The 25,362-nt window shown below is 63.3% G+C and carries 17 protein-coding genes; 14 read left to right on the top strand and 3 right to left on the bottom strand.

All coding sequences use genetic code 11. The features are described 5' to 3' along the window. The first annotated feature begins 214 nt into the window (after positions 1 to 214). The 4 genes from gap (at position 215) to ACWHY3_RS04070 (ending at position 4,148) form a co-directional block, all read left to right on the top strand. Positions 215 to 1,216: a type I glyceraldehyde-3-phosphate dehydrogenase gene (gene gap, locus ACWHY3_RS04055; protein WP_071231896.1), complete on the top strand. Its 1,002-nt coding sequence runs from the start codon at positions 215 to 217 to the stop codon at positions 1,214 to 1,216. 353 nt (positions 1,217 to 1,569) lie between these two features. Next, positions 1,570 to 1,887, top strand: coding sequence for a hypothetical protein (locus tag ACWHY3_RS04060; protein WP_087717714.1), 318 nt, complete (start codon positions 1,570 to 1,572; stop codon positions 1,885 to 1,887). Positions 1,888 to 1,951: 64 nt separating this feature from the next. After that, on the top strand, positions 1,952 to 3,277 hold the full coding sequence (locus ACWHY3_RS04065) for a sensor domain-containing diguanylate cyclase (RefSeq protein ID WP_087717715.1): 1,326 nt from the start codon (positions 1,952 to 1,954) through the stop codon (positions 3,275 to 3,277). 67 nt (positions 3,278 to 3,344) lie between these two features. After that, a complete protein-coding gene (locus tag ACWHY3_RS04070) occupies positions 3,345 to 4,148 on the top strand; it encodes a dienelactone hydrolase family protein (RefSeq protein ID WP_256961009.1) in 804 nt (267 codons plus the stop codon). Positions 4,149 to 4,304: 156 nt separating this feature from the next. Here the strand turns inward: ACWHY3_RS04070 and pncB are convergent, their stop codons facing one another. Beyond that, on the bottom strand, positions 4,305 to 5,480 hold the full coding sequence (gene pncB, locus ACWHY3_RS04075; protein WP_087717717.1) for a nicotinate phosphoribosyltransferase: 1,176 nt from the start codon (positions 5,478 to 5,480) through the stop codon (positions 4,305 to 4,307). Between the two features lie 72 nt (positions 5,481 to 5,552). Beyond that, on the bottom strand, positions 5,553 to 5,846 hold the full coding sequence (locus tag ACWHY3_RS04080; protein WP_256961010.1) for a DUF4190 domain-containing protein: 294 nt from the start codon (positions 5,844 to 5,846) through the stop codon (positions 5,553 to 5,555). Positions 5,847 to 6,015: 169 nt separating this feature from the next. Between ACWHY3_RS04080 and ACWHY3_RS04085 the strand changes: the two genes are divergently transcribed. From ACWHY3_RS04085 to ACWHY3_RS04095, 3 genes are all read left to right on the top strand, one after another. Beyond that, the gene (locus ACWHY3_RS04085; protein WP_071230537.1) at positions 6,016 to 7,158 is read left to right on the top strand and encodes a GNAT family N-acetyltransferase; all 1,143 of its coding nucleotides are present in this window, start codon (positions 6,016 to 6,018) and stop codon (positions 7,156 to 7,158) included. 105 nt (positions 7,159 to 7,263) lie between these two features. Continuing rightward, positions 7,264 to 9,126 carry a monovalent cation:proton antiporter-2 (CPA2) family protein gene (locus ACWHY3_RS04090; RefSeq protein WP_087717720.1) on the top strand — a complete coding sequence of 621 codons (1,863 nt, stop codon included), beginning with the start codon at positions 7,264 to 7,266 and terminating at the stop codon, positions 9,124 to 9,126. Continuing rightward, positions 9,077 to 9,949: a fructosamine kinase family protein gene (locus ACWHY3_RS04095; protein WP_087717721.1), complete on the top strand. Its 873-nt coding sequence runs from the start codon at positions 9,077 to 9,079 to the stop codon at positions 9,947 to 9,949. The genes ACWHY3_RS04090 and ACWHY3_RS04095 overlap by 50 nt, the downstream gene beginning before the upstream one ends. Before the next feature lie 9 nt (positions 9,950 to 9,958). Here ACWHY3_RS04095 and ACWHY3_RS04100 read toward each other — a convergent pair whose 3' ends face one another. Further along, positions 9,959 to 10,591 (bottom strand): TetR family transcriptional regulator, encoded by a 633-nt coding sequence (locus ACWHY3_RS04100; protein WP_087717833.1) that lies wholly within the window; start codon positions 10,589 to 10,591, stop codon positions 9,959 to 9,961. Between the two features lie 175 nt (positions 10,592 to 10,766). Between ACWHY3_RS04100 and ACWHY3_RS04105 the strand changes: the two genes are divergently transcribed. The 7 genes from ACWHY3_RS04105 to treY all read left to right on the top strand — a co-directional run bounded on the left by ACWHY3_RS04105 (position 10,767) and on the right by treY (position 25,282). Continuing rightward, positions 10,767 to 12,056 carry an efflux RND transporter periplasmic adaptor subunit gene (locus ACWHY3_RS04105; RefSeq protein ID WP_256961011.1) on the top strand — a complete coding sequence of 430 codons (1,290 nt, stop codon included), beginning with the start codon at positions 10,767 to 10,769 and terminating at the stop codon, positions 12,054 to 12,056. Next, positions 12,056 to 15,250: an efflux RND transporter permease subunit gene (locus ACWHY3_RS04110; protein WP_087717723.1), complete on the top strand. Its 3,195-nt coding sequence runs from the start codon at positions 12,056 to 12,058 to the stop codon at positions 15,248 to 15,250. Before ACWHY3_RS04105 ends, ACWHY3_RS04110 begins: the two co-directional genes overlap by 1 nt. Before the next feature lie 496 nt (positions 15,251 to 15,746). Continuing rightward, the gene (gene glgA / locus ACWHY3_RS04115) at positions 15,747 to 17,225 is read left to right on the top strand and encodes a glycogen synthase GlgA (RefSeq protein ID WP_071230542.1); all 1,479 of its coding nucleotides are present in this window, start codon (positions 15,747 to 15,749) and stop codon (positions 17,223 to 17,225) included. 59 nt (positions 17,226 to 17,284) lie between these two features. Beyond that, positions 17,285 to 18,559, top strand: coding sequence for an alpha amylase C-terminal domain-containing protein (locus tag ACWHY3_RS04120; protein WP_448127613.1), 1,275 nt, complete (start codon positions 17,285 to 17,287; stop codon positions 18,557 to 18,559). Beyond that, positions 18,556 to 20,421: a malto-oligosyltrehalose trehalohydrolase gene (treZ, locus tag ACWHY3_RS04125; protein WP_332778741.1), complete on the top strand. Its 1,866-nt coding sequence runs from the start codon at positions 18,556 to 18,558 to the stop codon at positions 20,419 to 20,421. The genes ACWHY3_RS04120 and treZ overlap by 4 nt, the downstream gene beginning before the upstream one ends. Further along, a complete protein-coding gene (gene malQ, locus ACWHY3_RS04130) occupies positions 20,418 to 22,550 on the top strand; it encodes a 4-alpha-glucanotransferase (protein WP_448127614.1) in 2,133 nt (710 codons plus the stop codon). Before treZ ends, malQ begins: the two co-directional genes overlap by 4 nt. Next, the gene (gene treY / locus ACWHY3_RS04135) at positions 22,547 to 25,282 is read left to right on the top strand and encodes a malto-oligosyltrehalose synthase (protein ID WP_448127615.1); all 2,736 of its coding nucleotides are present in this window, start codon (positions 22,547 to 22,549) and stop codon (positions 25,280 to 25,282) included. The genes malQ and treY overlap by 4 nt, the downstream gene beginning before the upstream one ends. Positions 25,283 to 25,362 lie beyond the last annotated feature (80 nt).

Raw genomic sequence — 25,362 nt, forward strand, 5'->3', positions numbered from 1 at the left:
TTATGGCATTTGTTCGCGGATGGGCCTTTTGTATTAGTCTTTCGGAGTAATATTTTTTCATTCGTCGATGTTCTAGACTGGTGTTCTAGACTATTGGCAGTTTCGCGGTGATCGAGCGCTGTCGTTCGATCCGCGCCATTCACGAATGCGTGATCAGGCGCGACCGTGCCACATTCCCCAAACGTTCGAGTTACGTCATCAGGAGGAGAGCACCATGACATTGCGTGTCGCCATCAACGGATTCGGTCGCATCGGCCGTAACGTACTTCGTGCCATGTACGAAAACGGTTATCGCGACCGGATCGAAGTCGTCGCCATCAACGACCTGGGCGATCCGGCGCTCAACGCGCACCTGCTGCGTCATGACAGCGTGCATGGACGTTTCGGCTTCGACGTCACTCACGACAGCGATACCCTGAGCGTAGACGGAGATAGCATTCGCATCCTCTCGGAGCGCGATCCGTCGCAGCTGCCCTGGAAATCGCTGAACGTCGACCTGGTGATGGAGTGCACCGGGCTGTTCACCAAGCGCGAGGCCGCAGCCAAGCACATCGATGCCGGCGCGGAGCGTGTGCTGATTTCCGCACCCAGCGGCGATGCCGACGCGACGATCGTGTTCGGCGTCAACGAAGGGACACTGAAGGCGGAGCATCGGGTGGTTTCCAACGCTTCCTGCACCACCAACTGCCTGGCGCCGGTAGCCCAGGCGCTGCAGGAGAGCGTGGGTATCGAGAATGGCCTGATGACCACGGTGCATGCCTACACCAATGACCAGAACCTGTCCGACGTCTACCACAAGGATCCGTACCGCGCGCGCAGTGCCACGCAGTCGATGATCCCGACCAAGACCGGTGCCGCCGCAGCCGTCGGGCTGGTGCTGCCCGAACTGAACGGCAAGCTCGACGGGCTCGCGGTGCGGGTGCCGGTCATCAACGTGTCGCTGGTGGACCTGGTCTTCACTGCCGGTCGCGAGACGAGCAAGGAAGAGATCAACGAGATCGTCGAGAAGGCAGCGGCCAAGTCGCCGGTACTGGCAGTGAACTCTCAGCCGCTGGTGTCGATCGACTTCAACCACGACGCCAACTCTTCCACCTTCGATGCCAACCACACGCGCGTGAACGGGCGTCTGGTCAAGGTCATGGCCTGGTACGACAACGAGTGGGGCTTCTCCAACCGCATGCTGGATACGGCGCTGGCCATGCAGGCCGCCAGCTGAGATGAATATCGTTTTCGCTGGCCTGAACGCCTGACAAGGGTGGCCCGCAAGCGATAGTCGGCGACAACGAAGCAGGATCGAGGGGTGGCAGAGCGTCTGTCGCCCCTCTTTTTTGGTATTTTCTCCCTCCGGACACCCGCGCGACGTGTCCCCCTCGGCTAGAAGGGGGCAGGCGACCGAGTCGCATACCATCGAAGTAGCGCCAGTTTTGCGTTCAAGTCATCCAATCCGTTGTCGATAGAACCCTGTATGCTGGGCAATTGCGTTGGTGGGCTTGGACTTGTCAGGCTGACCCTCTAGTGTAAGTCCGAACATGCCCTATCTTTCCACCATGCATTGAGGTTGGCGGCGTCATGCAGGACAACATCATCAACGCGCATCGCCTGATTGGCGAGACCATTCGCGACCCTGAAGAGAAGCGGCTCGGGAAGATCGTGGGTGTCGACCAATCGCGTTCCGTGCCAGTAATTTTCGTGATCTGGCAGGAGCAGGCGGGCATGCATCGTTTCGAGCTGACTCGCGACGAGCTGCGCCAGCTGGCGGATGCCTGCTGCCATGCTCGATCGAAGAGTCGCGATCATCGAGCCAGGGGTGACGATGAGGCGCGAAGCTCATCTGATGATGCGTCCTCTTCGCCCGCGGTCGCTCAGCGTCGTGTCGGCTTTCGCTGACACGATCTCGTTTTACCACCCAGCCGCTTGGAAACAGCACTGCGGCTAGACGAGGCCGGAGTGCATGGATTCACGGGATGCCTTCGTGCATGACGATGAAGTTTCGGGCGCGGACGCCCGACAGTGGCTGCAATGCTTGCCGGGCACGGTCTATGTCACCGACTCGGCCTGGTGGCTGGGTGAGCTGCGCTTCGTCGCCGATTCCATCGACGCGCTGGGCCATCGTCCCGCCACGGACTACCTTTCCCAGCCCGATCTGTGGCTGGCGCAGATTCCCGAATCCGAGCGCAGGCCGTTACTCGAACGATTGCAGCAGGCCCTGACCGAGAGCGAGCTCACGGCGCGGCTGTCCTACGTCATCGAAAGGCGAGATGGCTCCGAGTGTCAAGTCGAGGACAGTATCAGCATCCAGCGTGACGCGGACGGCGAGGTCGTGGCACTTGTCGGCTTCCTGCAGCCGCGCCCGCCTGCCGTTCCCGCGAATCCTGCCGCCCCCGCGGATGAAGCCGGCTTGTCCCAGCAGTCCCTGCTCGATCACAGCGGCGATGTGATCTTGGCGCTCGATGAGGATATGGAGTGCCATTACGCGGCGGGTAACACCCAAGGCGCGCTCGGTGTCAGCGCAGCGTCGCTGCTGTCGACGTCTCTCTTCGGCCTGATGGCGCCCGAGGATGGCTCCCGGGTTCGGCGCCTGCTGATCGAAGGAGCCGCCGAGGCGAGTTCTCCCATGGTGGAGCTGCGTCTGAGACACCGGGATGGGGTGTACCGCTGGTTCGAGATCCACTTTTCGCCTTATCCGCTGCCGTTGGGGCAGACGCTGGAGCCCCCGGTCATGCCGGGCTGGGTTGCCATCGCGAGGGATATCACCCAACGCCGCCACCAGTCGCTGCAGTGGAATGCGTACACCGCCACCGACGAATTGACCTCGGCGCTCAATCGAGAGCCTTTCATGGGCCTGATGCGGCATGCGTTCGCAAGTGGAGACACCGGCGCTAGGTTTACGCTGATCGTGTTCGATGTCGACCATTTCAGCGATATCAACCGCGATTGGGGGCGCGAGGGCGGCGATCTCGTGCTCAGTTGCATCGGCGAAATGTGCCGGGCGACGTTGAGAGAGCGGTTCAGCTTCGGCCGATTGGGCGACGATTCCTTCGCGTTGCTGATGAGCGGCAAATCGCTGCAGGAAACGGCCACCATCGCCGATAAACTGCGCGGGCGTCTAGCTTCGACCCGGGTGGAGTTTCATGGTCATTGGCTGTCGTTCTCGGTTAGTCTTGGGGTCGCCGAACGGCGCAGTGACGAGACCGCGGAAGCCATGCTGGCGCGTGCCGAGGCGGGAATGCAGAATGCCAAGCAGCGCGGGCGGGATCGCGTTCAGCAGGCGCCATGAGCCGCTGTGCGAGTCGACGTCGAGCCAGCCGAACCTGCGCCAAGCCAGTCAAAGAAGGAGAACGATGATGGGACGATTACTGCTGGCCTTGCTGCTCAGCCTGATGTGTCTGCCGGCGTGGGCCGACGAGGTCGAAGGTCCACGCGTCCAGGGCGAGACTTTCGAATATGCCACGGGCGGCCAGACCTACCAGGGCTATCTTGCCTACAACGCCAGCGATGACGAGCCTCGTCCCGGCGTACTGCTGGTCCATGAATGGTGGGGGCTCAACGACTACATCAAGCACAAGGCCGATCAGCTGGCGGCACTGGGCTTCGTGGCACTGGCGGTAGACATGTATGGCGGCGGCAAGGTGGCCCAGCACCCGGAGGATGCCAAGGCGTTTTCCAGTCAGGTCATGCAGGACTGGCCCGCCGCCAGAGCACGATTGGAAGCGGCGATGGCAGCGCTGCGTGAACATCCTGCGGTGCGCGAGGATCGCATGGCGGCGATCGGCTACTGCTTCGGTGGTGGCGTGGTGATGAACATGGCATTGGCGGGCATGCCGTTGGAAGCGGCGATCAGCTTCCATGGCAGTCCGACTCAGGTCGTCACCAACCCGCAGCCGTTCGACGGCCTGGTGCGCATCTACAACGGCCAGGACGATTCGCTGGTCGACCCCGAGGCGCTCGACAGCATGGCGACGGCATTGACGGAAGATGGCGCGGACGTTCGCGTGGTGCAGTATCCCGGTGCCAAGCACGCTTTCACCAATCCGGATGCCGACAGGCTGGCCGCGGAGAACGAACTTCCGCTCGGCTACGACGCGGCGGCGGATGCTGCCTCCTGGCAGGCTGCGTTGCTGACGCTGGACAAGGCGCTGAATCAGTAGACTGAATACGAGCTACGAGCTACGAGCTACGAGCTACGAGCTACGAGCTACGAGCTACGAGCTACGAGCTACGAGCTACGAGCTACGAGCTACGAGCCAGACAGCAGAAAGCCACGAACGACCGCGTTCGTGGCTTTTTCGTTGGCGAGCTGCAATCTATTCGTTGGGGCGACTGAGGGCGAGCACGCGCTTGGCGAGGGCAATCATTTCCGGGTCACCGGTGTGCTTGTCGGGCACGTCGGAAAGCTTGACCACGGGCAGCCAGTGCTGGCCTTCCGGTCTCGCCTCGACCATCTTGATCACCATGTTCATCGGCTCGACGCCCACGTCATTGGTGAAGTTGGTGCCGATGCCGAACGCCATGCCGACGCGGCCTTGGCAGAACGACTGGATCCGCTCGACCTTCTCGGGTGTCAGCGCGTCGGAGAAGATGATCGTCTTGCTGCGCGGGTCGATCCCCAGTTTCTCGTAATGCGCGATGGTCGAGGCCGCGAAGTCGATGGGGTCCGCGCTGTCGTGTCTGACTCCATCGAAGAGCTTGGCGAACTTCTTGTCGAAGCTCTCGAAGAAGGCGCGGGAAGTGAACGTGTCGGTCAGGGCGATGCCAAGGTCGCCGCGATAGACATCGACCCAGTGCTCCAGCGCCAGGCTGTTGGCCATCTTGAAACCGAAACGGGCGCCGTGAAACATGAACCATTCGTGGGCGTGGGTGCCGATGGGCTTGACGCCGTGGCGCATGGCCAGCAAGACGTTACTGCTGCCGCTGAAGGCTTCGCCGCCATGATGGCGAAGCGCGCCGACCACCCGGTCGTGAACGTCGAAGGAAAACCGCCGCCGGGTGCCGAATTCGGCAATTTTCAGGCCCAGCCGCTGATACTGTTCGATCTTGGCTCGGGTGCGTGCCTCGACCGTTTCATCGTCGTCGCGCTTGACACCTCGCAGGCGATACCAGAGCTCGCTGATCAGCGCCATCAGCGGGACTTCCCACAGGATGGTGCGATACCACAGCCCCTCGATAGCGACCGAGAGTTCGCTGCCGGTCTGCTCGATGATGACTTCGGCGGGGTTGAAGCGAAAGCCGGCCAGAAAGTCCAGGTAGGTCGGATCGAGATAGGGACAGGTAACCTCGAGATAGCGCTTTTCCGCGTCGGTGAGCACGAGGCTGGCCATGGCATCGACTTCGCGTCGCAGGGCGTCACCGAATCCTTCGGGAAACGCATGCTCGCCGCGATTGATGAAAGCGTAGCGGGCCTGTGCATAGGGGAAGCGCTTGATCACGGCGTTCTGCATCGTGATCTTGTAGAAATCGTTATCGATAAGCGAAGTCAGCATGAAAACTCGTCATCAGCGTGAACACAATCCGCGGCCGTTGGCGCCAGCGAGCGTTTCCTCAATGAGATTCGGCTACATGAAAGCCATGATACCGAACATTGTCGCGACGAAACCGCCGAACAGCAAAAGACCGGCCAGCGAAAGCAGAATCAACAGATAGCCCAGTATCAAACCGGCGAGCGCCCAGCTATCGCCGGATTCCTGCCTCTGGCGAATCTGGCGCCGAGCCAGATGGCCGCAGACCACGCCGCCCAACGCCGCTGGCGGCACCAGAGTGCCCAGCACGCTAAGCGCGAAAGCTGCCAGCGCCATGATATTGGTGGGCGGTGGCGTTGACGGGCTGGGAGGCGTCGGGGTGGGTGTCATCGGGTTGGGGTGGCTCTCTGTCTTGGCTGTTGCCAGAGTATCGCACGCTTGCCCGCGGCTCTCGAAGTTTTCAACATAGACTGAGCGACGAGCGACGAGCGACGAGCGACGAGCGACGAGCGACGAGCGACGAGCGACGAAAGACCGGAAAAGCAACGGGGGAGATCGGATGGCATTGCGGGTCGAGAATATCGGTAGCCTCGCGGCTACCCGTGCGTCGCTCTGGAATCATGTGGTCGGCGATCGTTATCCGTTTCTGCGCCACGAGTTCCTGGTGGCGCTGGAAGCCTGCGGCTGTGCCGATACGGATACCGGCTGGGAGCCGGATCACTTGATGGTCTTCGACGACGACCGGACGGTGGCGGTCTTGCCGCGCTACGCCAAATACCACTCGCGAGGCGAGTACGTATTCGACTGGTCCTGGGCGGATGCCTGGGAGCGCGCTGGCGGCGATTACTATCCCAAGTCGCTGTCGGCGATTCCGTTCACGCCGGCCTCGGGGCCGCGGCTGGCCGTGGTGGGCGACGTGGATCGGCGGGCGGTTATCGCGGCGCTGGCGCCGGTGATCCGCGATACCGGCCTGCAGAGCTGGCATCTACTGTTTGCCGACAGCGGCGAGGTGGACGACTGGCAGGCGGCGTTCGAAGCGCCGTTGATGGAGCGCCAGGCCGTGCAGTTTGCCTGGCGCGACGATGGATTCGGCAGTTTCGACGGCTTTCTGGCGCGGATGAGCTCGCGCAAACGCAAGGAGATCCGTCGGGAGCGTCGCAAGCTGGCGGAGCAGGGCTTCATGTTCGAGCGGCTGACGGGAGCGCGGATCGACGACGAGGCGCTGACACAGTTCTATCGCTGCTACTGCATGACATACCTGGAACGGGGCCAGCGTCCCTATCTGTCGCTCGAGTTCTTTACCCGGTTGCGCGACGACCTGGGCGATACGCTGCTGCTGGTCCGCGCCAGTGTGGAGGGACGGGCCGTGGCAGCCGCGCTCTGCCTGCAGGGAAGCGACACGCTCTACGGCCGCTACTGGGGCAGCGAGGTCGAGGCCGACTTTCTGCATTTCGAGACTTGCTACTACCAGGGGATCGAGCACTGCCTGGCACAGGGCTTGTCCCGTTTCGATCCGGGGACGCAAGGGGAGCACAAGCTGACCCGAGGTTTCGCGCCGGTCATCAGCCGCTCGCTGCACTATCTCGATCATCCGGGGTTTAGAGATGCCGTCGAGGATTTCTGCCGCGAGGAGCGAGCCTACGTTCATGCCTATTTCGAGCAGTGCCGATCTCGCCTGCCGTTCAAGGATCCGCTGCCTTGAGCGTGCAGACGTCAGGCGCGTGCTGCTGTCGTGCCGAGGTGAGTGATATGCTGAACCCAGGTTAAATTGGGCGGCGGATCTTGCCGCGACGAGGACAGATATTCGATGGGCTTTCTCACTGAAGCGGCTGTGCTGCTGGGCGCAGCCATCCTTGCGGTTCCCCTGTTTCAGCGTCTGGGGCTGGGGTCGATCCTGGGCTACCTCTGCATCGGCCTGCTCGCGGGCCCGTCGATCAGCGGCTTCATCTCCGAGCCGGAATCGGTGCTGCATTTCTCCGAGTTCGGCGTGGTCATGCTGTTGTTCATCATCGGCCTGGAGCTGGAGCCGCGTCGCCTGTGGGGGATGCGCAAGCGTCTGCTGGGTCTGGGGACGCTGCAGATGGCGGGCTGCGCAGCGCTGCTGATGCCGGTCGGGCTCCTGCTGGACCTGCCGCCGAGTATCGCCATCTTCCTCGGCCTCACGCTGGCGCTGTCGTCGACCGCCTTTGCGCTGCAGGTTCTCAACGAACGCCGTCAACTGGCGACGCCGCACGGTCAGAGCGCGTTCTCCATTCTGCTGTTTCAGGATCTGGCGGTGATACCGCTGCTGGCGCTGCTGCCGTTTCTGGCTGGGCGTGCCGACGCCGCGCCCGGCGACGGTTGGCTCATCGCCCGCAGCATTGGCGTGGTGATCGCTGCCATCGTCTTCGGTCGCCTGGTATTCCCTCGCGTGCTGGCGCTGATCGCACGTAGCGACGTGCACGAGATATTCACCGCCGCGGCACTGTTTCTGGTGCTGGCGATGGCACTGGTCATGGAGTGGGCGGGGCTGTCGATGGCACTGGGTGCCTTCCTGGGCGGTGTGATGCTGGCGGACACCCCGTATCGGCATGAACTGGAAGCCAATATCGAGCCGTTCAAGGGGCTGCTGCTAGGGCTCTTCTTCATTGCCGTCGGCATGTCGGTCAATCTCGGTCTCGTGCTGGACAACGTCTGGCTGGTGCTGGGGCTGGCCGTTGCGATGACGCTGGCCAAGTCCGTGGTACTGGTGATCGTCGGCCTGTTGGCGCGATTGCCTCGCCCGGAAATCCCCCGGCTGGCGACGATCATTTCCCAGGGCGGCGAGTTCGACTTCGTGCTGCTGACGGCGGCGGTGGCCGCTGGCGTCATCGATCAGCGCATCGCCAGCCTGTGTATCGCGGCGGTCACGCTGAGCATGGCGGCCACGCCGTTTTTGTATCAACTGGGAGAGAAGGCGGGCGATCGTCTCAAGGAGAGCCGGCCGTTCGATACCGACTTCGGCGACGACACACCCCCGGTGATCATCGCCGGCCTAGGCCGCTTCGGGCAGATGGTCGGGCGTATGCTGAAGATGCAGGGGATCAATTTCACGGCGCTGGACCCCAACATCACCCAGGTCGAGTTCATTCGCCGCTTCGGTTCCCGCATCTTTTACGCCGACGCGACCCGGCTCGACCTGCTGCGCGCGGCGGGTATCGACAAGGCGCGCCTGCTCGTCATTGCGGTCGATGGCGAGAACACTGCGCTGACCATTGCGAGGCTGGCAAAGACACACTTTCCAGATCTCGCCGTCTATGCGCGGGCGCGCAATCGCCATCACGCCTGGCAACTGATGGAGATCGGCGTCGATGGCGTGGTTCGCGAAACGTTCGCCTCGAGCATGGAGATGAGCGTCGAAGTCCTCAAGGGGTTGGGTTATCCCAGCGCCAATGCCATCAATGCGGTGCGCACCTTCCGCGATTTCGACAACCAGTTGCTCAAGGATACCTATGCGCATCGCAACGATACCGAGCAATTGATGGCGACCGAAAAGGCGGCCATGGCCGAGCTGCAATCCCTGTTCCAGCAGGAGCTCAACCGGGGGCGAACCGGCAGACGCGAAGAGGACACCGACACCGACGATCGCGAGGAGATGCGCGATGACGCAGACACCATTGCAGAGACTGAAACCCCGGCTCGCGGCGCTTGAGCTGCCGGCCGACACCGGGCTGGAACTCGACGCCGGCATTACGCCGCTTTCCGGTGGTGACAGCGGCGCCGGGCTGTGGCGAGTCGAGGGTGCGAGACCCTGCATCGTCAAGCAGGATTCGGTAGAGCGCGTCGCCAGAGAGGCCGATGGGCTGCGGGCGTTGGCCAGCGTCTGTCGTCTGCTCGTCGTGCCGGCGGTCGTTGCCGAGGATGACGACCTGCTGGTGATGGAAGCCCTGGATGCCACGGGGCAACGTGACGGCTCAGCGCTGGGCGAAGGGCTGCGCCAGATGCACCGTGATTCTCGAGATTCGCAGGCCGAGCACGGCTGGCCGCGGGACAATGCCTGCGGCTCGACACCTCAGCCCAATGCGCCGCTGGCGGACGGCCGTGTCTTCCAGCGCGAGCGGCGCTTGCTGCCGCTGATGAAACTGTGTCGCGACCAGGGGTTGCTGGACGCCGGTCTCGCCGAGCGTATCGAGCGCGTTGCCGAGTCGCTCGAAAGCTGGCTGCCCGATACGCCGCCCTGCCTGGTGCACGGCGATCTATGGTCGGGCAACGTGCTCTTCACGCCCAGGGGGCCGGCAATCATCGATCCGGCGGTCTATCGACACTACCCTGAAGTGGATATCGCCATGCTGACGCTGTTCGGCGGGCCGGGCGACGCCTTCTTCGAGGCCTACTGGAATGGAGGGCGCCCCGCGGATTGGGAACGGCGCGAGGCACTGTTCCAGCTCTATCCGCTGCTCAATCACCTCTATCTGTTTGGCCGGGGCTATCTCGGTGGCGTTGCGCGAGCGGTGGATCGCGTGCTGGTCGAGTGACGGTCCGATTCAGTCGAGCGGCTTGGCCGGCGTCGGGGTGATGCGCTCGAAAAAGGTGTTGATCATGCGCGGGCCGACATCGCCGATATCATAGCGCTCAGGATCACGCAGCCAGTCATGCAGGAGGCCCAGAATCATCGACATCAGCATGCGAGAGGCAATTTCCGGTTCGACGTTATCGATCAGGGTTCCGGTATCACGCGCTTCTTCGAAGCGTTCGACCATCGTTTCATAGCAGTCGCACGCCAGTTGATCCTGCAGCGCGAGAATATCGACATCGCTGGCCGATTCGCTGCAGTGCAGCAGGATGGTATGGACGCGACGCGAGCGCGGTCCCTGCAGCCGCCCGAGAGCGTGAAGCGTGGCCAGGCGCAGGCTTTCCAGCGGCGCGTTGGGCTGGTCGGGATCCTCGACATCATCCAGCAACTGTCGCAGTGGCATCTTGACGCGGTCCAGCATGGCGTGGAACAGGTCGGACTTGTTCTTGAAATGCCAGTAAACGGCGCCTCGTGTCATCCCAGCCTGGCGCGCGATCTGCTCGAGCGAAGTGCGCGATACACCGCGCTCGAGGAAGATGACTTCAGCCGCGTCCAGCAGCGCTTCGCGGGTAGCCTCGGCTTCGGCTTTGGTACGTTTGGGCATGATGTTGTCGTCGACAGATGAGTGGAGTGCGAGACGTTGGGCCGGCATTTCTTATGATGTGGTTCAAGCTGCCGTTGGCAAAGCATACCAATTTCCCCGCAAGTTTACATTCATGTATGTATGCCTGTAAGCTCGCGAGATCAACTTAGGTACCATTCTTCCAGGACGGAGTCTCATGCGCCCTAATCTCATGAATTACACCCTCGGCTTCGGTGGGGCGTTGTTGCTGTCATTGGCACTGGCCGGCTGTGGCGGGGACGATCAGCAAAGTGCTCAACAAGGCGGAGGGCAACAACAAAAGCCACCTACCAAGGCCGAAGTGATGGAAGTCGAGGCGCATGATGTCGCGCTCTCCAAAACCTATCCCGGCCAAGTCCGCAGCGATCGCGAAGTGACCGTGATGGGGCGTGTCGAGGGCATTCTCGAAGCGCGTCATTACCGCGAGGGCAGCATGGTCGAGAAGGGCGACAAGCTCTTCACCATCGAGCAGGCGCCTTATGAAGCGACCGTCAAGCAGCGCCAGGCGGACGTGCAGAGCGCCAAGGCGGAAGTCTATCGTGCCCAGCGTGATGCCGAACGCTATCAGCGCCTGTACAACCAGAACTCCATAAGCCAGCAGCAGCGTGATCAGGCCCAGGCCGATCTGCGCACGGCTCAGGCGGCCCAGGCTCAGGCTCAGGCAGCGCTGGACAGCGCCCAGATCGATCTCAGCTATACCGAGGTCAATGCGCCGGTCAGCGGCATGATCAGTCACAGCGAGGTCAACGTCGGCAATCTGGTACAACCGCCCCAGGAGCTGGCGACCATCACGCCGCTGAATCCGATCGAGGTGCGCTTCTCGCTGCCAGCCGATGACGCCTTCTCGCTGCGCCAGCAGCGTCAGAAGGAAGACGAAGGCGTGGCGGATACCGCGATTCTGACCGCGCCCGGTACAGAAAGCGCTTCCCGCGATGCGCTCCAGCTCCGGGGCAAACTGGACTTTCTGGGTTCGCGAGTGGATGAATCCACCAGCACGGTACAGGCCGAAGCCGTATTTCAGAATGAGGATCAGCTCTTCCTGCCGGGCCAGTTCGTGCGCGTGACGCTGCCTAACGTGATGCGTTACGACGTCTATGCCGTGCCGTCGATCGCCGTGACCGAAGGGCTCAAGGGGCCGCAGGTTTTCGTGCTCGATGACGAAGGCAAGACCGAGACGCGATTCGTGTCGCTGGGCGAGATCGCCGGTGACTGGCAGATCATCACCGAGGGGCTGAACCCCGGAGACCGAGTCGTCGTGTCGGGAATCGGCAGTATTTCCCCCGGCGATCAGATCGATGCGCAGCCGTTCACTGGCAAGGTGCCCAAGCCGCAGAACAACGCTGGTGAAAACCCCTCCCAGGAGCCCGACGCACAAGGTGGCGAAGGCGTCGCGGGCGCCCAGCGTGATGCGCAAAAGGCGAACGGCGGACAGAACGGAGCCAACTGATGAATTTTTCCAGCGTTTTCATCAGGCGGCCTATATTCGCGACCGTCGTCTCGGTCATCATTACACTGATCGGCTTGATGGCGATGCGTACGCTGCCCATCGAGCAGTATCCTTCGGTCGTGCCGCCGACGATCAGCGTTTCCGCGACCTATCCGGGAGCCAGTGCGCAGACGGTTTCCGATACGGTCGCCGCCGTGCTGGCGCAGGAGATCAACGGCACCAAGGACATGATCTATCTGACCTCGAGCAGTTCCGATAGCGGTCAGATGTCGATGAGCGTCTATTTCAACATCGGCACCGATCCTCAGACGGCACAGATCAACGTCAACAACCGCGTGCAACAGGCGCTGTCCCAGTTGCCGAGCGAAGTGCAGTCCCAGGGGGTCACGGTCGAGCAACGCTCGTCGAGCGTGCTGCTGTTCGTCGCGGTGACTGCGGAAGGGGGCAGCGATGCCTACGATTCGCTCTACCTGACCAACTACGCCAACATCAACATCACCGATACGCTCAAGCAATTGCCGGGTGTCGGGCAGGCGGAAGTGCTGGGCAGCCAGGAATTCGCCATGCGCGTCTGGCTCAACCCGGACAAGCTGGCGCAGTACGACCTGACACCGGCAGAGGTATCGTCGGCGATTCAGGCCCAGAACTCGGTAGTTGCCGCAGGCAAGCTGGGTGCCGAACCACAGAGCAACCCCACGCCCTACACCTACACCATCACGACCGAGGGTCGTTACGAGAACGTCGATCAGTTCCGGGATATCGTGCTGCGCACCAACCCGGACGGCTCCTCGTTGCGCTTGAGCGATGTCGCGCGGATCGAACTGGGCAAGAACAGCTACGGCATTCAGGGGTACGTCAACAACAGCCCGATCGCGCCGATCGCCATCTATCTGCAGCCAGGCGCCAACGCGCTCGACGTGGCGGCCGAGGTGAAGGCGTCGATGGCGGATCTCAAGACCCGCTTCCCGCCGGGCCTGAGTTACGAGATTCCCTATGACACCACGCTGTTCATCGATGCTTCCATCGAATCGGTGGAACAAACCTTCATCGAGGCGCTGCTGCTCGTCGCGGTGATCGTGTTCGTGTTCCTGCAGAGCTGGCGCTCGACGCTGGTGGCGATGTCGGTAGTGCCGATCTCGGTAGTAGGTACCTTTGCCGGCATGTACCTGCTCGATTTCTCGATCAACCTGCTTTCGCTTTTCGGCATGATCCTGGCGATCGGTATCGTCGTGGACGACGCGATCGTGGTCATAGAGAACGTCGAGCGCATCATGGAGGAAGACGAGGAGGCGACGCCATTCAGCGCCAGTCTCGAGGCGATGAAGGAAGTGTCTGGCGCGGTCATCGCCACCGCCTTCATCATGTCGGCGGTGTTTGTGCCGGTCGGCTTCATGAGCGGCCTGACGGGGCAGATGTACCAGCAGTTCGCGATCACCATCGCGATCTCGGTGGCCATCTCGGCGATCGTGGCGCTGTCGTTCACGCCGGCGATCAGTGCGATCTTCCTGAAGCATCAGGATCGCATGAAGCAGTCCGGATTCGTGCGTGTCATTCGCAAGCCGTTCGACTGGTTCAACAAGCTCTTCGACAAGATTACCGACCTGTTCATGGCGATCACCAACTTCATCATTCATCAGCTGTGGCTGGTGCTGGTCGGGTTGGTTGCCGCCGGGGTCTTCTCCTGGATGATCTTCGCCCAGTTGCCGGCGGCGCTCCTGCCTTCCGAAGACCAGGGGGTGGCTCTGGCCTCCGTCAGCCTGCCGGCAGGATCCTCGGTGGCACGGACCGACGCCTATGTGCAGGAGTTGAGTCAGCGGCTTCGAGATGCCGTCCCGGGGATCAATTACGTGGTCGGGATACCCGGTTTCGACATCCTGTCTAGCTCGCCCAATACCTCCAAGGGCACGGTCTTCGTCACCATGAAACCATGGGAAGATCGCGATATCACGGTGGATCAGCTGACGCAGAAGATCATGCAGATCGGTGGTCAGATCCAGGGCGGGCAGACGGTTGCCTTCAACCTGCCGCCGATACAGGGCCTGTCTCCCACCGGTGGCTTCACCGGTTACCTGCAGGCTTTCGGCGGCGACACGTCGCAGCAGCTCGCGGATGCCGCCGGCAAGGTGATGCAGGCCGCGGCGGAGCGGCCGGAGCTCTCCGGGGTGTTCTCGTCGCTCGATGTCAATGTGCCGGTCTACCGGGCCAAAGTGGATATCGAGAAGGCGCGTAGTCTCGGCGTGGATATCAGCGACCTGAATACGACCATGGCGAGCACGTTCGGTAGTTCTTTCGTCAACTACTTCACTCGCTCGAGCCGCAACTTCCAGGTCTATCTCCAGTCCGAAGACGATTTTCGTCGTAATCCCGAAGATCTGAGCAAGGTCTATGTACGCGGCGGTGACGGGCAGCGCGTTCCGCTCTCCGAGCTGGTCACGTTGACGCGAGGCAAGGCGCCGACGGTGCTGCAACGCTACAACACCTATCCGGCGGCGCAGTTCTCAGGTGGTCCGGCGCCCGGCTACAGTTCGGGTCAGGCCGTGGCGGCGATGCAGGAAGTGGTTGCCGATACCCTGGGTGTCAACTACTCGATGGGCTGGAGCGGTGAAGCCTACCAGCAGGTCAATGTGGGCACGGCGGCGACGCTGGCACTGTCGTTCGGCGTCATCATGATGTTCCTGATTCTGGCTGCGCAGTACGAAAGCTGGACCTTGCCGCTGGCGGTGGTTTCCGCCGTGCCGTTCGCCTTCGTCGGCGCTATCCTGGCGGTCTACCTGGCTGGCTTGAGCACCAGTGTCTACTTGCAGGTGGGCTTGCTGGTGGTGGTCGGCCTGGCGGCGAAGAACGCCATCCTGATCGTCGAGTTCGCCGAACAGCAGCGCAAGCATGCGGGACTGTCGGTGGTCGATGCGGCCAAGGTGGCGGCACGCCAGCGCTTCCGTCCCATCGTGATGACGTCTCTGGCATTCATCGGCGGTACGCTGCCCCTGGCATTGGCTTCCGGTGCCAGTGCGGCAAGCCGTAATCAGATCGGCACGCCGGTGGTCGGCGGGATGATCTCCATCACGCTGTTGGCGACGGTTTTCGTGCCGGCAACCTATGTGTTGATCATGAAGGTCACGCACGGGCTGCAGGCGAAATTTGGCAAAGGTGAACAGCGTCACGACCGTCAGCCGGAGGCGCGCGAAAGCCAGTAATCGACTGCGTCAAAATGACCAGTAATTCGGTCTTTCGAAGGCAACCCCCCTTGGGGGTTGCCTTTTTTGTTGGCTGGCGTTCATCGGCTGCGGTGACGTCTCAAAACAGGCTTTGACGCTTTCCGGCCGGTGGCATATATCTGTAATCGGGGCTGGAGGTCGGTGCCGGGGCGAGGTCGGTTGCGCCGAAAGATCGCCATCCCGTCGTGCCCGCGAATCATCGCTCAGCACATTGGCAGGTAACCGCGATCGCCGTTGATCTCCTTGATTAACGTCGGTTATGGCTGTGCCTGACGCCTGAGCGCAGGATGATGAGTCGAAGCTGGTTAATATTGACTGGTGAACCGAATGTTCAGGGAGGCTGAACATGACGCAGGCCGCAGTTCATGGAAGGGAAAGTCAGACGGCTGCGAGAGCTGAGGGGAAATCCCGCTGGTCCGCGTCGATAACCGGTCAGGCCTCGTCGAGGTCGCCTGCAGGCGTGTTGTCGCGACCGATGCCCGCATCGCCGACCCGGCGTCGGCGTGTGCTGTTCGTGACGACCGAGATTGCCGATTTCATCAAGGCTGGCGGATTGGGTGATGTCTCCGCCGCCTTGCCTCGTGCACTGAAACCCAATTACGACGTACGCATCCTGATGCCAGGCTACCGGCAAGTGCTGACTGCCGGCCGGCCGATCGTGCATGTGGCCAGTCTGCCCGCCAGTCATGACTTGCCTGCCTGCGAGATTGGGCGTCTTCTCTGCGAGGATGGCCTGATCGTCTACGTCGTGCTCTGTCCGGAGCTCTACGACCGGGATGGTAACGCCTACGGTGACGAACTGGGGGTGGGCTGGCCCGACAACGATATCCGCTTTGCGCGTCTGGCGATGGCGGCCGCCGAGATCGTCAATGACGCGACCCTGCTCGACTGGCAGGTGGAACTGCTCCATCTCAACGACTGGGCGACCGGACTGGCGGCCGGTTATGTCCGCTGGCTCGGAAAGCGTTACGTTCCTTCGGTCTATACCATCCATAACCTCGCCTATCAGGGCATCTTCCCCGCCGAGCGTCTCCCGGCACTCGGGATCCCGGCATCCGCGTTTCATATCGATGGGGTGGAGTTTCACGGCCAGCTCTCCTTCATGAAGGCGGGGCTTTCCTACGCTTCCCATGTCACGACGGTCAGCAGCAATTACGCCGACGAAATCACCACGGCTCCCCTGGGTTGCGGGCTGGAGGGCTTGCTCAAGAAGCGTGCGCTGGAAGGGCGGCTCAGCGGTCTGCTCAACGGCATCGATGATCATTGGGACCCGCGCACGGACCCTCACCTGGCGCCCAACTTCGGCATCAACGACTGGCATGGCAAACGTGCCAATACGCAGCGCGTGCGCCGGATGTTCGGCCTGGATCCGAGCAGTGGCCCGCTGTTTGCGGTGGTTTCCCGCCTGGTGGCGCAGAAAGGGCTCGATCTGACCATTCAGGTCGCCGACGCCATCGTGCGAGCCGGCGGACAGCTGGTGGTGATCGGTCGCGGCGAATACGCCATCGAGCAGGCGCTGGTCGAAATGGCCGCGCTCTACCCTGGGCAGGTCGGCGTCAATATCGGCTTCGACGAGGGCGAGGCGCGACAGATCTACGCGGGCAGCGACTTCCTGTTGATGCCGTCTCGTTTCGAGCCCTGTGGCCTGAGCCAACTTTACGCCCAACGCTTCGGCTCATTGCCGATCGCGCATCGGACCGGCGGCCTGGCGGATACGATCCAGGATGGCATCAACGGGCTGTTGTTCGACGACATGAGCCTGGAAACCTATCGCGCCACCGTGCTGCGTGCGTTCGACCTGTTCCGCGCCACCGATCTGTTCTACGCCATGCGGCGGGCGGCAATGGCGGGGCGGTTGCATTGGCGCCAGGCCGTGATTCCCTATCGGCGACTCTATGCCGACCTGTTGACGGAGGCGATAGTGCGAACCGAAGACGTCGTGACAAGACCATGATGATCGTTGCCGACAATCGCACGCCGCCTTCGTGGCCTCAGGGCCTCGAGCCTCTGAACATGAATCCGACTGAGGCGGCCTGGACGCTGGCGCTCTCGTCGTCTTTCTCCTCGGATCCGTCTGGCGATAGCGGAAGACAGGCGGCATGGCCCTGGGATGACGGCGACTGGATGCGGGCCAGGGTCGGGCGCCATGGTGGCGATATGCCGCTGGCGCTCTATCGCCTCGATGCCGCGGATTGGTACGTCTCCCGATTCCCGCCGCCCCTGAACTGGAACCATCTGGCACAGGAGCTGGTGCCCTATGTCGCCGATCTGGGATTTACCCATGTCGTGCTCGACGAGGCGCTCATCGGCCAGCCCGATACCGTGGTCTGCCAGTTCGTCGAGACATGCCATGTCGCCGGCGTAGGTGTCATGGTTCGGTATCCGACGGCCTCGCCATCGTCCGAATCCGGCTTTCTCGCCTGGTGCCAGCGCTGTCATATCGACGGCTTCGAGGAAGCCGACGACGCCTCACGCGCCAGCGGCTGTCACCTGTTTCAGAGCGAGACCACCGAGCTATTGCTGACGTTGCATCGACGGCCGCGCTGGCGGGTAGCGAGTGCTCACTATCTGGCGCTCGACCCCGCCGAGCGCTCCCGCTGGCATGCCGATTGGATCGAGGCGTTGACGCCACACGAAACCGATCGGGGACTGCTGGAGCAGATGCCGGACGAGACGTCGGCGCTCGGTCAGTGGCGACAATCCATTCACGGTGACGACTGGCAGCGTTTTGCTGCGTATCGAGCGAGCCTGGGGTTAATGTGGGCGCTACCCGGCGACAAGCAGGTGGCGATGGGCGTCGAGCTGGGCCAGGTGCTGGCCGAGCCCCGGGAGTCCGCCATGCACTGGCCGCTGCTGTTCGAAAGCCGACACGCGGGCGTGCTCCGGCTGATGGCCGATCTCAACCGGCTTTACGTCAACGAGCCGGCGATGCAGATCCGCCACGACGATCAGCTCGGTTTCGAATGGCTGGTCGACGACGATAGAGATAACTGCGTGATCGTTTTCGCCCGCCATACCGAAAGCGGCCATGCCAGCATGATCTGTCTCTGCAACTTCCAGGCCTCCGTCCACTATCACTACCGGTTGGGTGTCCCCAGCGCCGGCTGGTGGCGGGAAATCTTCAACAGCGACAGCGTCTTCTACGGCGGTAGCAATGTGGGCAATAGTCGTGGCGCGACGACGGAGCCGATTCCCAGCCATGGTCACGCCCAGTCGTTGGCCGTGACGGTACCGCCGATGGCCGCGCTGTTCCTGCGCCACGAAAACTGGATCGAGGAAACCCCATGAGCGCGTCTTCCGGTTCCAGCGAATCGAGCATGACTGTCACGCCATCCGATGTCATGAATGAGGCGGCCTGGGCGCCTTTCTATGGCGCGTCACTGACCGCCGAAGGGCGTGTTCGCTTTCGCCTGTGGGCGCCCAGCGCGCAGCGGGTGGATGTGGAGTGCGAAGGCATGGCGCCTCAGCCGATGAACCCGATGGCGGAGGGGGATTTCGAACTCGAGCTGGACTGCCCGCCGCAGGCCGCCTACCGCTACCGTGTTTTCGTCGAGGATGACGATGACGGCATGCCCGTGCCCGACCCCGCCTCGAAAGCGCTACGCGGTGGCGTCGAGGGGCTAACTTGCGTGGTCGACTCGAATCGCTACACATGGCGCCATGACGAATGGGCAGGCCGGCCATGGGAAGAGACGGTCATTTACGAAGTTCACCTGGGCGCCTGCGGCGGAATCGACGGCTTGCGCCGACGGCTACCCGCGCTGGTGGAACTGGGTGTGACCGCCATCGAACTGATGCCGCTCGCCGAATGCCCGGGGGAGCGCAACTGGGGATACGACGGCGTCCAGCCCTACGCCGTGGCGGCCTACTACGGTACGCCGGAGGCGCTCAAGGCACTGATCGACGATGTCCACGGGCACGGGCTGATGATCTTCCTCGATGTGGTCTACAACCACTTCGGCCCGGATGGCAATTTCCTGGCGCACTACGCCAAGGCGTTCTTCCGCGATGACCTGCAGACGCCCTGGGGCGATGCCATCGACTTCCGTCGTCCGCAAGTGCGCCGCTTCTTCATCGATAACGCCCTGATGTGGCTGCTCGAGTATCGTTTCGACGGGCTGCGGTTCGACGCCGTTCATGCCATCAGTGAGCGGGATTTCCTGGTCGAGCTGGGACAGACCTTGCGCGAGCGGGTCGGTTCGACTCGCCACTGCCACCTGATGCTGGAAAACGAGCATAACCAGGCTAGTCTGCTGGACCCGGCGCTGTTCGATGCGCAATGGGCCGACGACTGGCACAACGCGATGCATGTCCTGCTAACCGGCGAACGCGAGGGCTACTACGCCGACTTCGCCGAGCACACCACGGAAAAGCTGGCGACCGCGCTGGGCGAAGGGTTCATCTATCAGGGCCAGCCTTCACGCAAGGGCGAGGCGCGCGGCGAGCCCAGCGGGCATCTGCCGCCGACGGCGTTCATCGACTTTCTGCAGAACCACGACCAGATCGGCAACCGTGCGCTGGGGGAGCGTCTATCCCGGCTGGCCGAGCCGGACGCGCTCGATGCGGCAACGCTGATGCTGCTGATGTCTCCCGCCATTCCACTGCTGTTCATGGGAGACGAGTGGGGCTCGACGCAACCCTTTCTGTTCTTTACCGATCATCGCGACGCCCTGGCGGATGCGGTACGGGAAGGCCGTCGCCGTGAATTCGCCGATTTCAGCGCCTTCGAGGACCCGGCGCAACGCGAGCGCATCCCTGATCCCAATGCCCTGACCACGTACGAGGCTTCCCGGCTCGATGACGATGAGGCCAGCGCGCCGGAACATCGGCGTCATCAGGCGCGTTTTCGGCAGTGGCTGGCGCTGCGTCACGAGCACCTCGTGCCCTGGTTGAAGGGAAGTTGCGCCATCGGCGCTCGTGTGCTCGGTGACAAGGCCGTGGAGGGTCGCTGGTCGCTGGGTAATGGACATACGCTGACCATCGCCATCAATCTCTCGCCACAACCGGTGTCCGTAGTCTGGCAGGAGACACCGCTAGTCTGCTCACGAGATGGCGTGGATGAGCATATCGCAGAGGGTCGACTGCCGGCGCGGACCAGTGCCGTCTGGCTCCAGCCCTCGGGTGACGTGCCGGGAGAGCCAGACGTATGACGACTGTTCAGGATGGATATCAACCCTCTACCGAGTTGCGCCAACTGGCAGAGTCGGTCGGCTTGCTGTGCGAATGGGTCGGTAGCGACAACCAGCCTCAGACGCTGTCCGACGATCGCCAGCGCACGATGCTGGCCCGCCTTGGCTGGCCGGCGGGCGACGACGAGGAGGTCGCCGCCAGCCTGGCCCGTTGGCAGGCGCGACGATGGCCCTCCGCGTTCGAGCAACTGCCGCCGATGCTGATCGCCGATCAGGGCCAGCTCACCCAGGTGCCCGTCGTCGGCAGCGGCGGGTGCGCCTTCGCCATCCGGCTCGAGAGCGGCGAGACGATGGACGGTCATCTCGACGATAACGGTTGCCTACCCGCGATCCAGGAGACGGGGTATCACCACGTCTGTTTTCTGACGGAGCGGGGCGACGACAGCGTGACCCGGACTCTGGCAGTGGCACCGCCGCGCTGCTTTACCCTAGACGATATCGCCCGGGAGCGCCGTCATGCCCAGCCGAGCTACTGGGGCGTGGCGGTACAGCTCTATGGGCTGCGGCGCGAGGGCGATGCCGGTATCGGCGACCTGCAGGCGCTGGACGACCTCTGTGCCGTGGTGGCCCGCGCCGGTGCCGATGCGGTTGCCATCAGTCCGCTGCATGCATTGTTTGCCTCGCATCCCGAACGGTTCAGCCCCTATTCGCCCTCCAGCCGGCTGTTCTACAACGTCTGGCACGCCTCGCCGGAGTGTGTCTTCGATGCGGAAACCCTGGCGCGGGCGCAGGCGCCGTTCAGCGAGGCGATGGCGCAGCAGGCCAGTCTCGAGTTGATTGACTGGCCGACCAGCGCACGCCTCAAGCTGTCGATGCTGGAACGGCTGTTTTTGCACGTGCAGCGCGACGAGAGCGCGCTCGCCTGGCGTTCCCAACTGGTCGCCTTCCGTCGCGATGGCGGTGGCAGCCTCGAGCGTCACTGTCGTTTCGAAGTGCTGCAGGCGCATGCCGACCATGCCGATTGGCGGCAGTGGCCCGAGGCGTGGCGGGATCCCCGCGGGGCAGCGGTGGAAGCGTTCGCCGAACAGCACAGGGAAGCGATCACGTTTGCCGTCTTCCTGCAGTGGCTGGTGGCGGCCGGTCTCGATCGCGTGCAGAACAACGCGCGTCAGGCTGGCATGGCGGTGGGCCTGATCGCCGATCTGGCCGTGGGCGCCGATCCTACTGGCAGCCAGGCCTGGAGTGATCCGGAGGAACTGCTTTCAGGACTCAGCGTGGGCTCGCCGCCGGACGACTTCAATGCCCACGGCCAGAGCTGGGGCGTGGCAGCGTTCTCGCCACAAGGGCTGGTCGATTCCGGCTATCGAGGATTCCTGTCCATGCTGCGAGCCAGTCTGGCGCATGCCGGTGGTTTGCGGATCGACCATATCCTGGGGCTTTCGCGGCTATGGCTGGTCCCGGAAGGAGAAACGGCCCAGCAGGGAGCCTATCTACGCTACCCGCTGGACGATCTTCTGCGACTGGTCTCGCTGGAGTCCTGGCGGCATCGGGCCATCGTCATCGGCGAGGATCTGGGGACCGTCGAAGCGGGGCTGCGGGATCGGCTGGCGGCGCGGGGCGTGCTGGGCATGAGCGTGATGTGGTTCGAGCGAGAGGGCGAGGCGTTCCTGCCGACCGAGGCGTGGCGCCAGACCACCATGGCTACCACCAGCACCCACGATCTGCCCACGGTAGCAGGCTGGTGGCTGGAAAACGACCTGCACTGGCGGGACCGGCTGGGGCTGCTGAAAGCGGGCGAGGATCCGGCTGAGCTCAGCGAGCAGCGGCGTCAGGATCGGCGCCGCCTGGTCAGCGTCTGCGAGCTCGACGAGGTCGCCGGCGATGACGGTATCGCCAGCGACAGCGTGGATGTCGAAGATGTCATCGATGCCGTACTAGTGCACGTGGCAAAGACGCCGACGCCGCTGGCGCTGTTTCCCCTGGAGGATCTGCTGGGATTGAAGGAGCAGGCCAACCTGCCCGGTACCTTCGATGAGCATCCCAACTGGCGACGCCGGTTACCGGCACCCGCCCCCCAGGCGTTGAACGAGCCGGCGGTGCAGCAACGCCTGTCACGCATCGATGGCATACGCCGGGAGCGCCGAACATGAGACCGCTTCGCGCCACTGTCAGGTTGCAGCTGCATGCCGACTTCACTTTCGACGATGCCCGCCGACAGGTCGACTACTACGCGGCGCTGGGCATCAGCCACTTTTATCTGTCACCCTTTCTTGCCTCGCGAGCCGAATCGGCCCACGGGTATGACGGTGTCGACCCGACCCGAGTGGACTCGGAGCTGGGTGGCGAGGCCGGGCTGGGCCGGCTGGTCGAAGCGCTGCACGCGGCGGACATGGGCATCCTGGCCGACATCGTGCCCAATCATCTGGCGGTGGGCTCCGAAAATCCCTGGTGGCAGGACGTGCTGGCGCATGGCCGTACCAGTGAGTACGCCCGATTCTTCGACATCGACTGGGAACAGTCCGGCGCCGACGGCAAGCTGTTGTTGCCGTTTCTCGGCGACCGTTACACGCAGGTATTGGAAGACGGTGAGCTGACGCTGGAATGGGACGCGCAAAGAGCGGCCTTTTTCGTCGCCTACCATGAGCACCGGTTTCCGCTGGACCCGGCCCATACCGCTGCGCTATTGGCATCGGCCGACGCCGATGCTGATCGAGACGGCCCGACACCCGAACGATTCCGGTCACCGGAAACCAGCCACCCAGAGCGCGGAGCGGACGATCCGCTCATCGCGGCCACCCTCGCCCGTCATGACCCCGAAACCGAGGAGGGCAGGGCGCGACTGCACGCGCTGCTGGAGCGTCAGGCCTATCGGCTGGCCTATTGGCGCACCGCCAACGACGCGCTCAACTGGCGTCGATTCTTCGATATCACCGAACTGGTCGGCGTGCGGGTCGAGGACGAGAGCGTTTTCGATCTGTCTCATGCCTACATGCTCTCGCTGGTCGAACGCGGGTGGATCGATGGTTTGCGCATCGATCATATCGATGGCCTGGCCGATCCCCGCGGTTACGCACTGCGCCTGCGCGCGCGTCTCGAAGCGATCGCTGGACGCCGTCGCGCCCTCAATGGCGAACGCTACGAGGATCGACGCCCCATCTATGTAGAAAAGATCCTGGGTCACGACGAGCGTCTGCATACGGATTGGGACGTGGATGGCACCACGGGGTACGAATTTCTCGATCTGGTTTCCGGCATCCAGCACGATCCGGCAGGACGCGAGCCGCTGACTCGCCTGTGGCGAGAGGTCAGCGGACGTACGGACGATTTCGCTGCCGAGGTGCAGACAGCTCGTCGGGAAATGCTCGACGGCGCCCTGACCGCCGAGTTCGAAAGATGCATTCGGACGGTCGACGCTCTGGCCCGGCTCAGACCCGAGACACGGGAGTTCACGTCGCCGGCGATCCGCCGTGTGCTGGGAGCGCTTGCGGTCGGCTATCCCGTCTATCGCAGCTACGCCGATCAGGATGGTCGGCCCGATGCCGACGCCGAAGACTTCGACCATGCCATGCAGATGGCCCGATCGCAGCTGTCGGCAGCCGATGCGGCCTGGTTGCCGCTGCTCGACGACTGGTTCGGCGGCAAGGCGCCCAACGATTTCGACGAGCCCGAACGGCAGTGGCGTCTGACGGCGCTGACGCGGTTTCAGCAGCTGACATCGCCGCTGGCGGCGAAGGCGGTCGAGGACACCGCGGGTTATCGCTCGGCGGTGCTGCTGTCCCGCAACGATGTCGGCTGCGAAGGGGCGCACTTTGCCTATGCACCGCAACGCTTGCACGAGGCGAATCGGGAGCGTCTGGAAAGATTCCCCCGCGGCATGCTGACCACCGCGACGCACGATCACAAGCGCGGTGAAGATGTCCGTGCCCGGCTGGCGGCGCTCAGCGAACTGGCCGATATAGTGGTGCCCAGAATGCAGGCATGGGCGCGCGATCAACGCCTCTACGATAGTCGCGAAACGCCCAGCGGCGGGGATCGCCTGATGATGCTCCAGTTGGTGCTGGCGGCCTGGCCCCTGGAGCTGAAGCTGGAGCCGGACGCCGAGTTCGCCTCCCCGGACCGCCAGGCACTGACCGACTTCGCTGACCGTATCGTCGCCTGGCAGCAGAAGGCGATGCGAGAGGCCAAGCTCGACAGCCACTGGCTGGCACCCGAAGAGACCTACGAACAGGCGGGCGAAGACGCCGTGCGCTGTGCGCTGAGCGGCGGCGATCTGACGCGGGAACTGGCCGAGACGGCGGCGCTGCTGGACCTGCCCGGGGCGATCAACGGCCTGGCGCAGACGGTGCTGCGGCTGTGTTCCCCCGGCATACCGGATCTCTATCAGGGCACCGAATTCTGGGATCAGTCGCTGGTCGATCCAGACAATCGCCGCCCGGTGGACATGGCCGCGCGCCGCGAGGCGCTGGAAGGCGCGGAGATGCCGGCCTCGGCCTGGAAGCACTGGCGGGACGGTGCCGTCAAGCAGGCCGTCGTGCAGCGCCTTTTGAACCTGAGGCGGGAGCACCCGAGCCTCTTCAGCGAAGGAGAGTACCTGCCGCTGCAGGCCAGCGGTGCCCACGCGGATCACGTCGTTGCCTTCGCCCGCAAGACGCCGACCCAGACCCTGGTGGTGGTCGTGCCGCGCCTGTCGACGGTGCTGTCGGCGTCATCGCTGGAACGGGAACTTCAGTGGGAGGATACCGCGCTTGACCTCGAGACGCTGGGGCTGGCGGGGAGCGGAGACGCCTGGCTGACGTCGGCGCCGGTAGCGTCGTCTACCAGTCTGTCGCTGCAGCAACATTTGTCGGATTTTCCCTGCGGGGCTTGGGTATGGAGTTCCTGAACCCGCTATTTCGAAGCAAGGCGTCGGTCCAGCCGGCACCGGTCTTACATGGATTTGGCGGGGTAGGGATGACCCCGCCA

The organism is Salinicola sp. NYA28a (assembly GCF_976982775.1).

What these genes read in the sequence shown, in the direction of transcription:
- gap (WP_071231896.1), top strand. Translation starts at nt 215, where the DNA reads ATGACATTGCGTGTCGCCATCAACGGATTCGGTCGCATCGGCCGTAAC.
- ACWHY3_RS04060 (WP_087717714.1), top strand. Translation starts at nt 1,570, where the DNA reads ATGCAGGACAACATCATCAACGCGCATCGCCTGATTGGCGAGACCATT.
- ACWHY3_RS04065 (WP_087717715.1), top strand. Translation starts at nt 1,952, where the DNA reads ATGGATTCACGGGATGCCTTCGTGCATGACGATGAAGTTTCGGGCGCG.
- ACWHY3_RS04070 (WP_256961009.1), top strand. Translation starts at nt 3,345, where the DNA reads ATGGGACGATTACTGCTGGCCTTGCTGCTCAGCCTGATGTGTCTGCCG.
- pncB (WP_087717717.1), bottom strand. Translation starts at nt 5,480, where the DNA reads ATGCTGACTTCGCTTATCGATAACGATTTCTACAAGATCACGATGCAG.
- ACWHY3_RS04080 (WP_256961010.1), bottom strand. Translation starts at nt 5,846, where the DNA reads ATGACACCCACCCCGACGCCTCCCAGCCCGTCAACGCCACCGCCCACC.
- ACWHY3_RS04085 (WP_071230537.1), top strand. Translation starts at nt 6,016, where the DNA reads ATGGCATTGCGGGTCGAGAATATCGGTAGCCTCGCGGCTACCCGTGCG.
- ACWHY3_RS04090 (WP_087717720.1), top strand. Translation starts at nt 7,264, where the DNA reads ATGGGCTTTCTCACTGAAGCGGCTGTGCTGCTGGGCGCAGCCATCCTT.
- ACWHY3_RS04095 (WP_087717721.1), top strand. Translation starts at nt 9,077, where the DNA reads ATGACGCAGACACCATTGCAGAGACTGAAACCCCGGCTCGCGGCGCTT.
- ACWHY3_RS04100 (WP_087717833.1), bottom strand. Translation starts at nt 10,591, where the DNA reads ATGCCCAAACGTACCAAAGCCGAAGCCGAGGCTACCCGCGAAGCGCTG.
- ACWHY3_RS04105 (WP_256961011.1), top strand. Translation starts at nt 10,767, where the DNA reads ATGCGCCCTAATCTCATGAATTACACCCTCGGCTTCGGTGGGGCGTTG.
- ACWHY3_RS04110 (WP_087717723.1), top strand. Translation starts at nt 12,056, where the DNA reads ATGAATTTTTCCAGCGTTTTCATCAGGCGGCCTATATTCGCGACCGTC.
- glgA (WP_071230542.1), top strand. Translation starts at nt 15,747, where the DNA reads ATGCCCGCATCGCCGACCCGGCGTCGGCGTGTGCTGTTCGTGACGACC.
- ACWHY3_RS04120 (WP_448127613.1), top strand. Translation starts at nt 17,285, where the DNA reads ATGAATCCGACTGAGGCGGCCTGGACGCTGGCGCTCTCGTCGTCTTTC.
- treZ (WP_332778741.1), top strand. Translation starts at nt 18,556, where the DNA reads ATGAGCGCGTCTTCCGGTTCCAGCGAATCGAGCATGACTGTCACGCCA.
- malQ (WP_448127614.1), top strand. Translation starts at nt 20,418, where the DNA reads ATGACGACTGTTCAGGATGGATATCAACCCTCTACCGAGTTGCGCCAA.
- treY (WP_448127615.1), top strand. Translation starts at nt 22,547, where the DNA reads ATGAGACCGCTTCGCGCCACTGTCAGGTTGCAGCTGCATGCCGACTTC.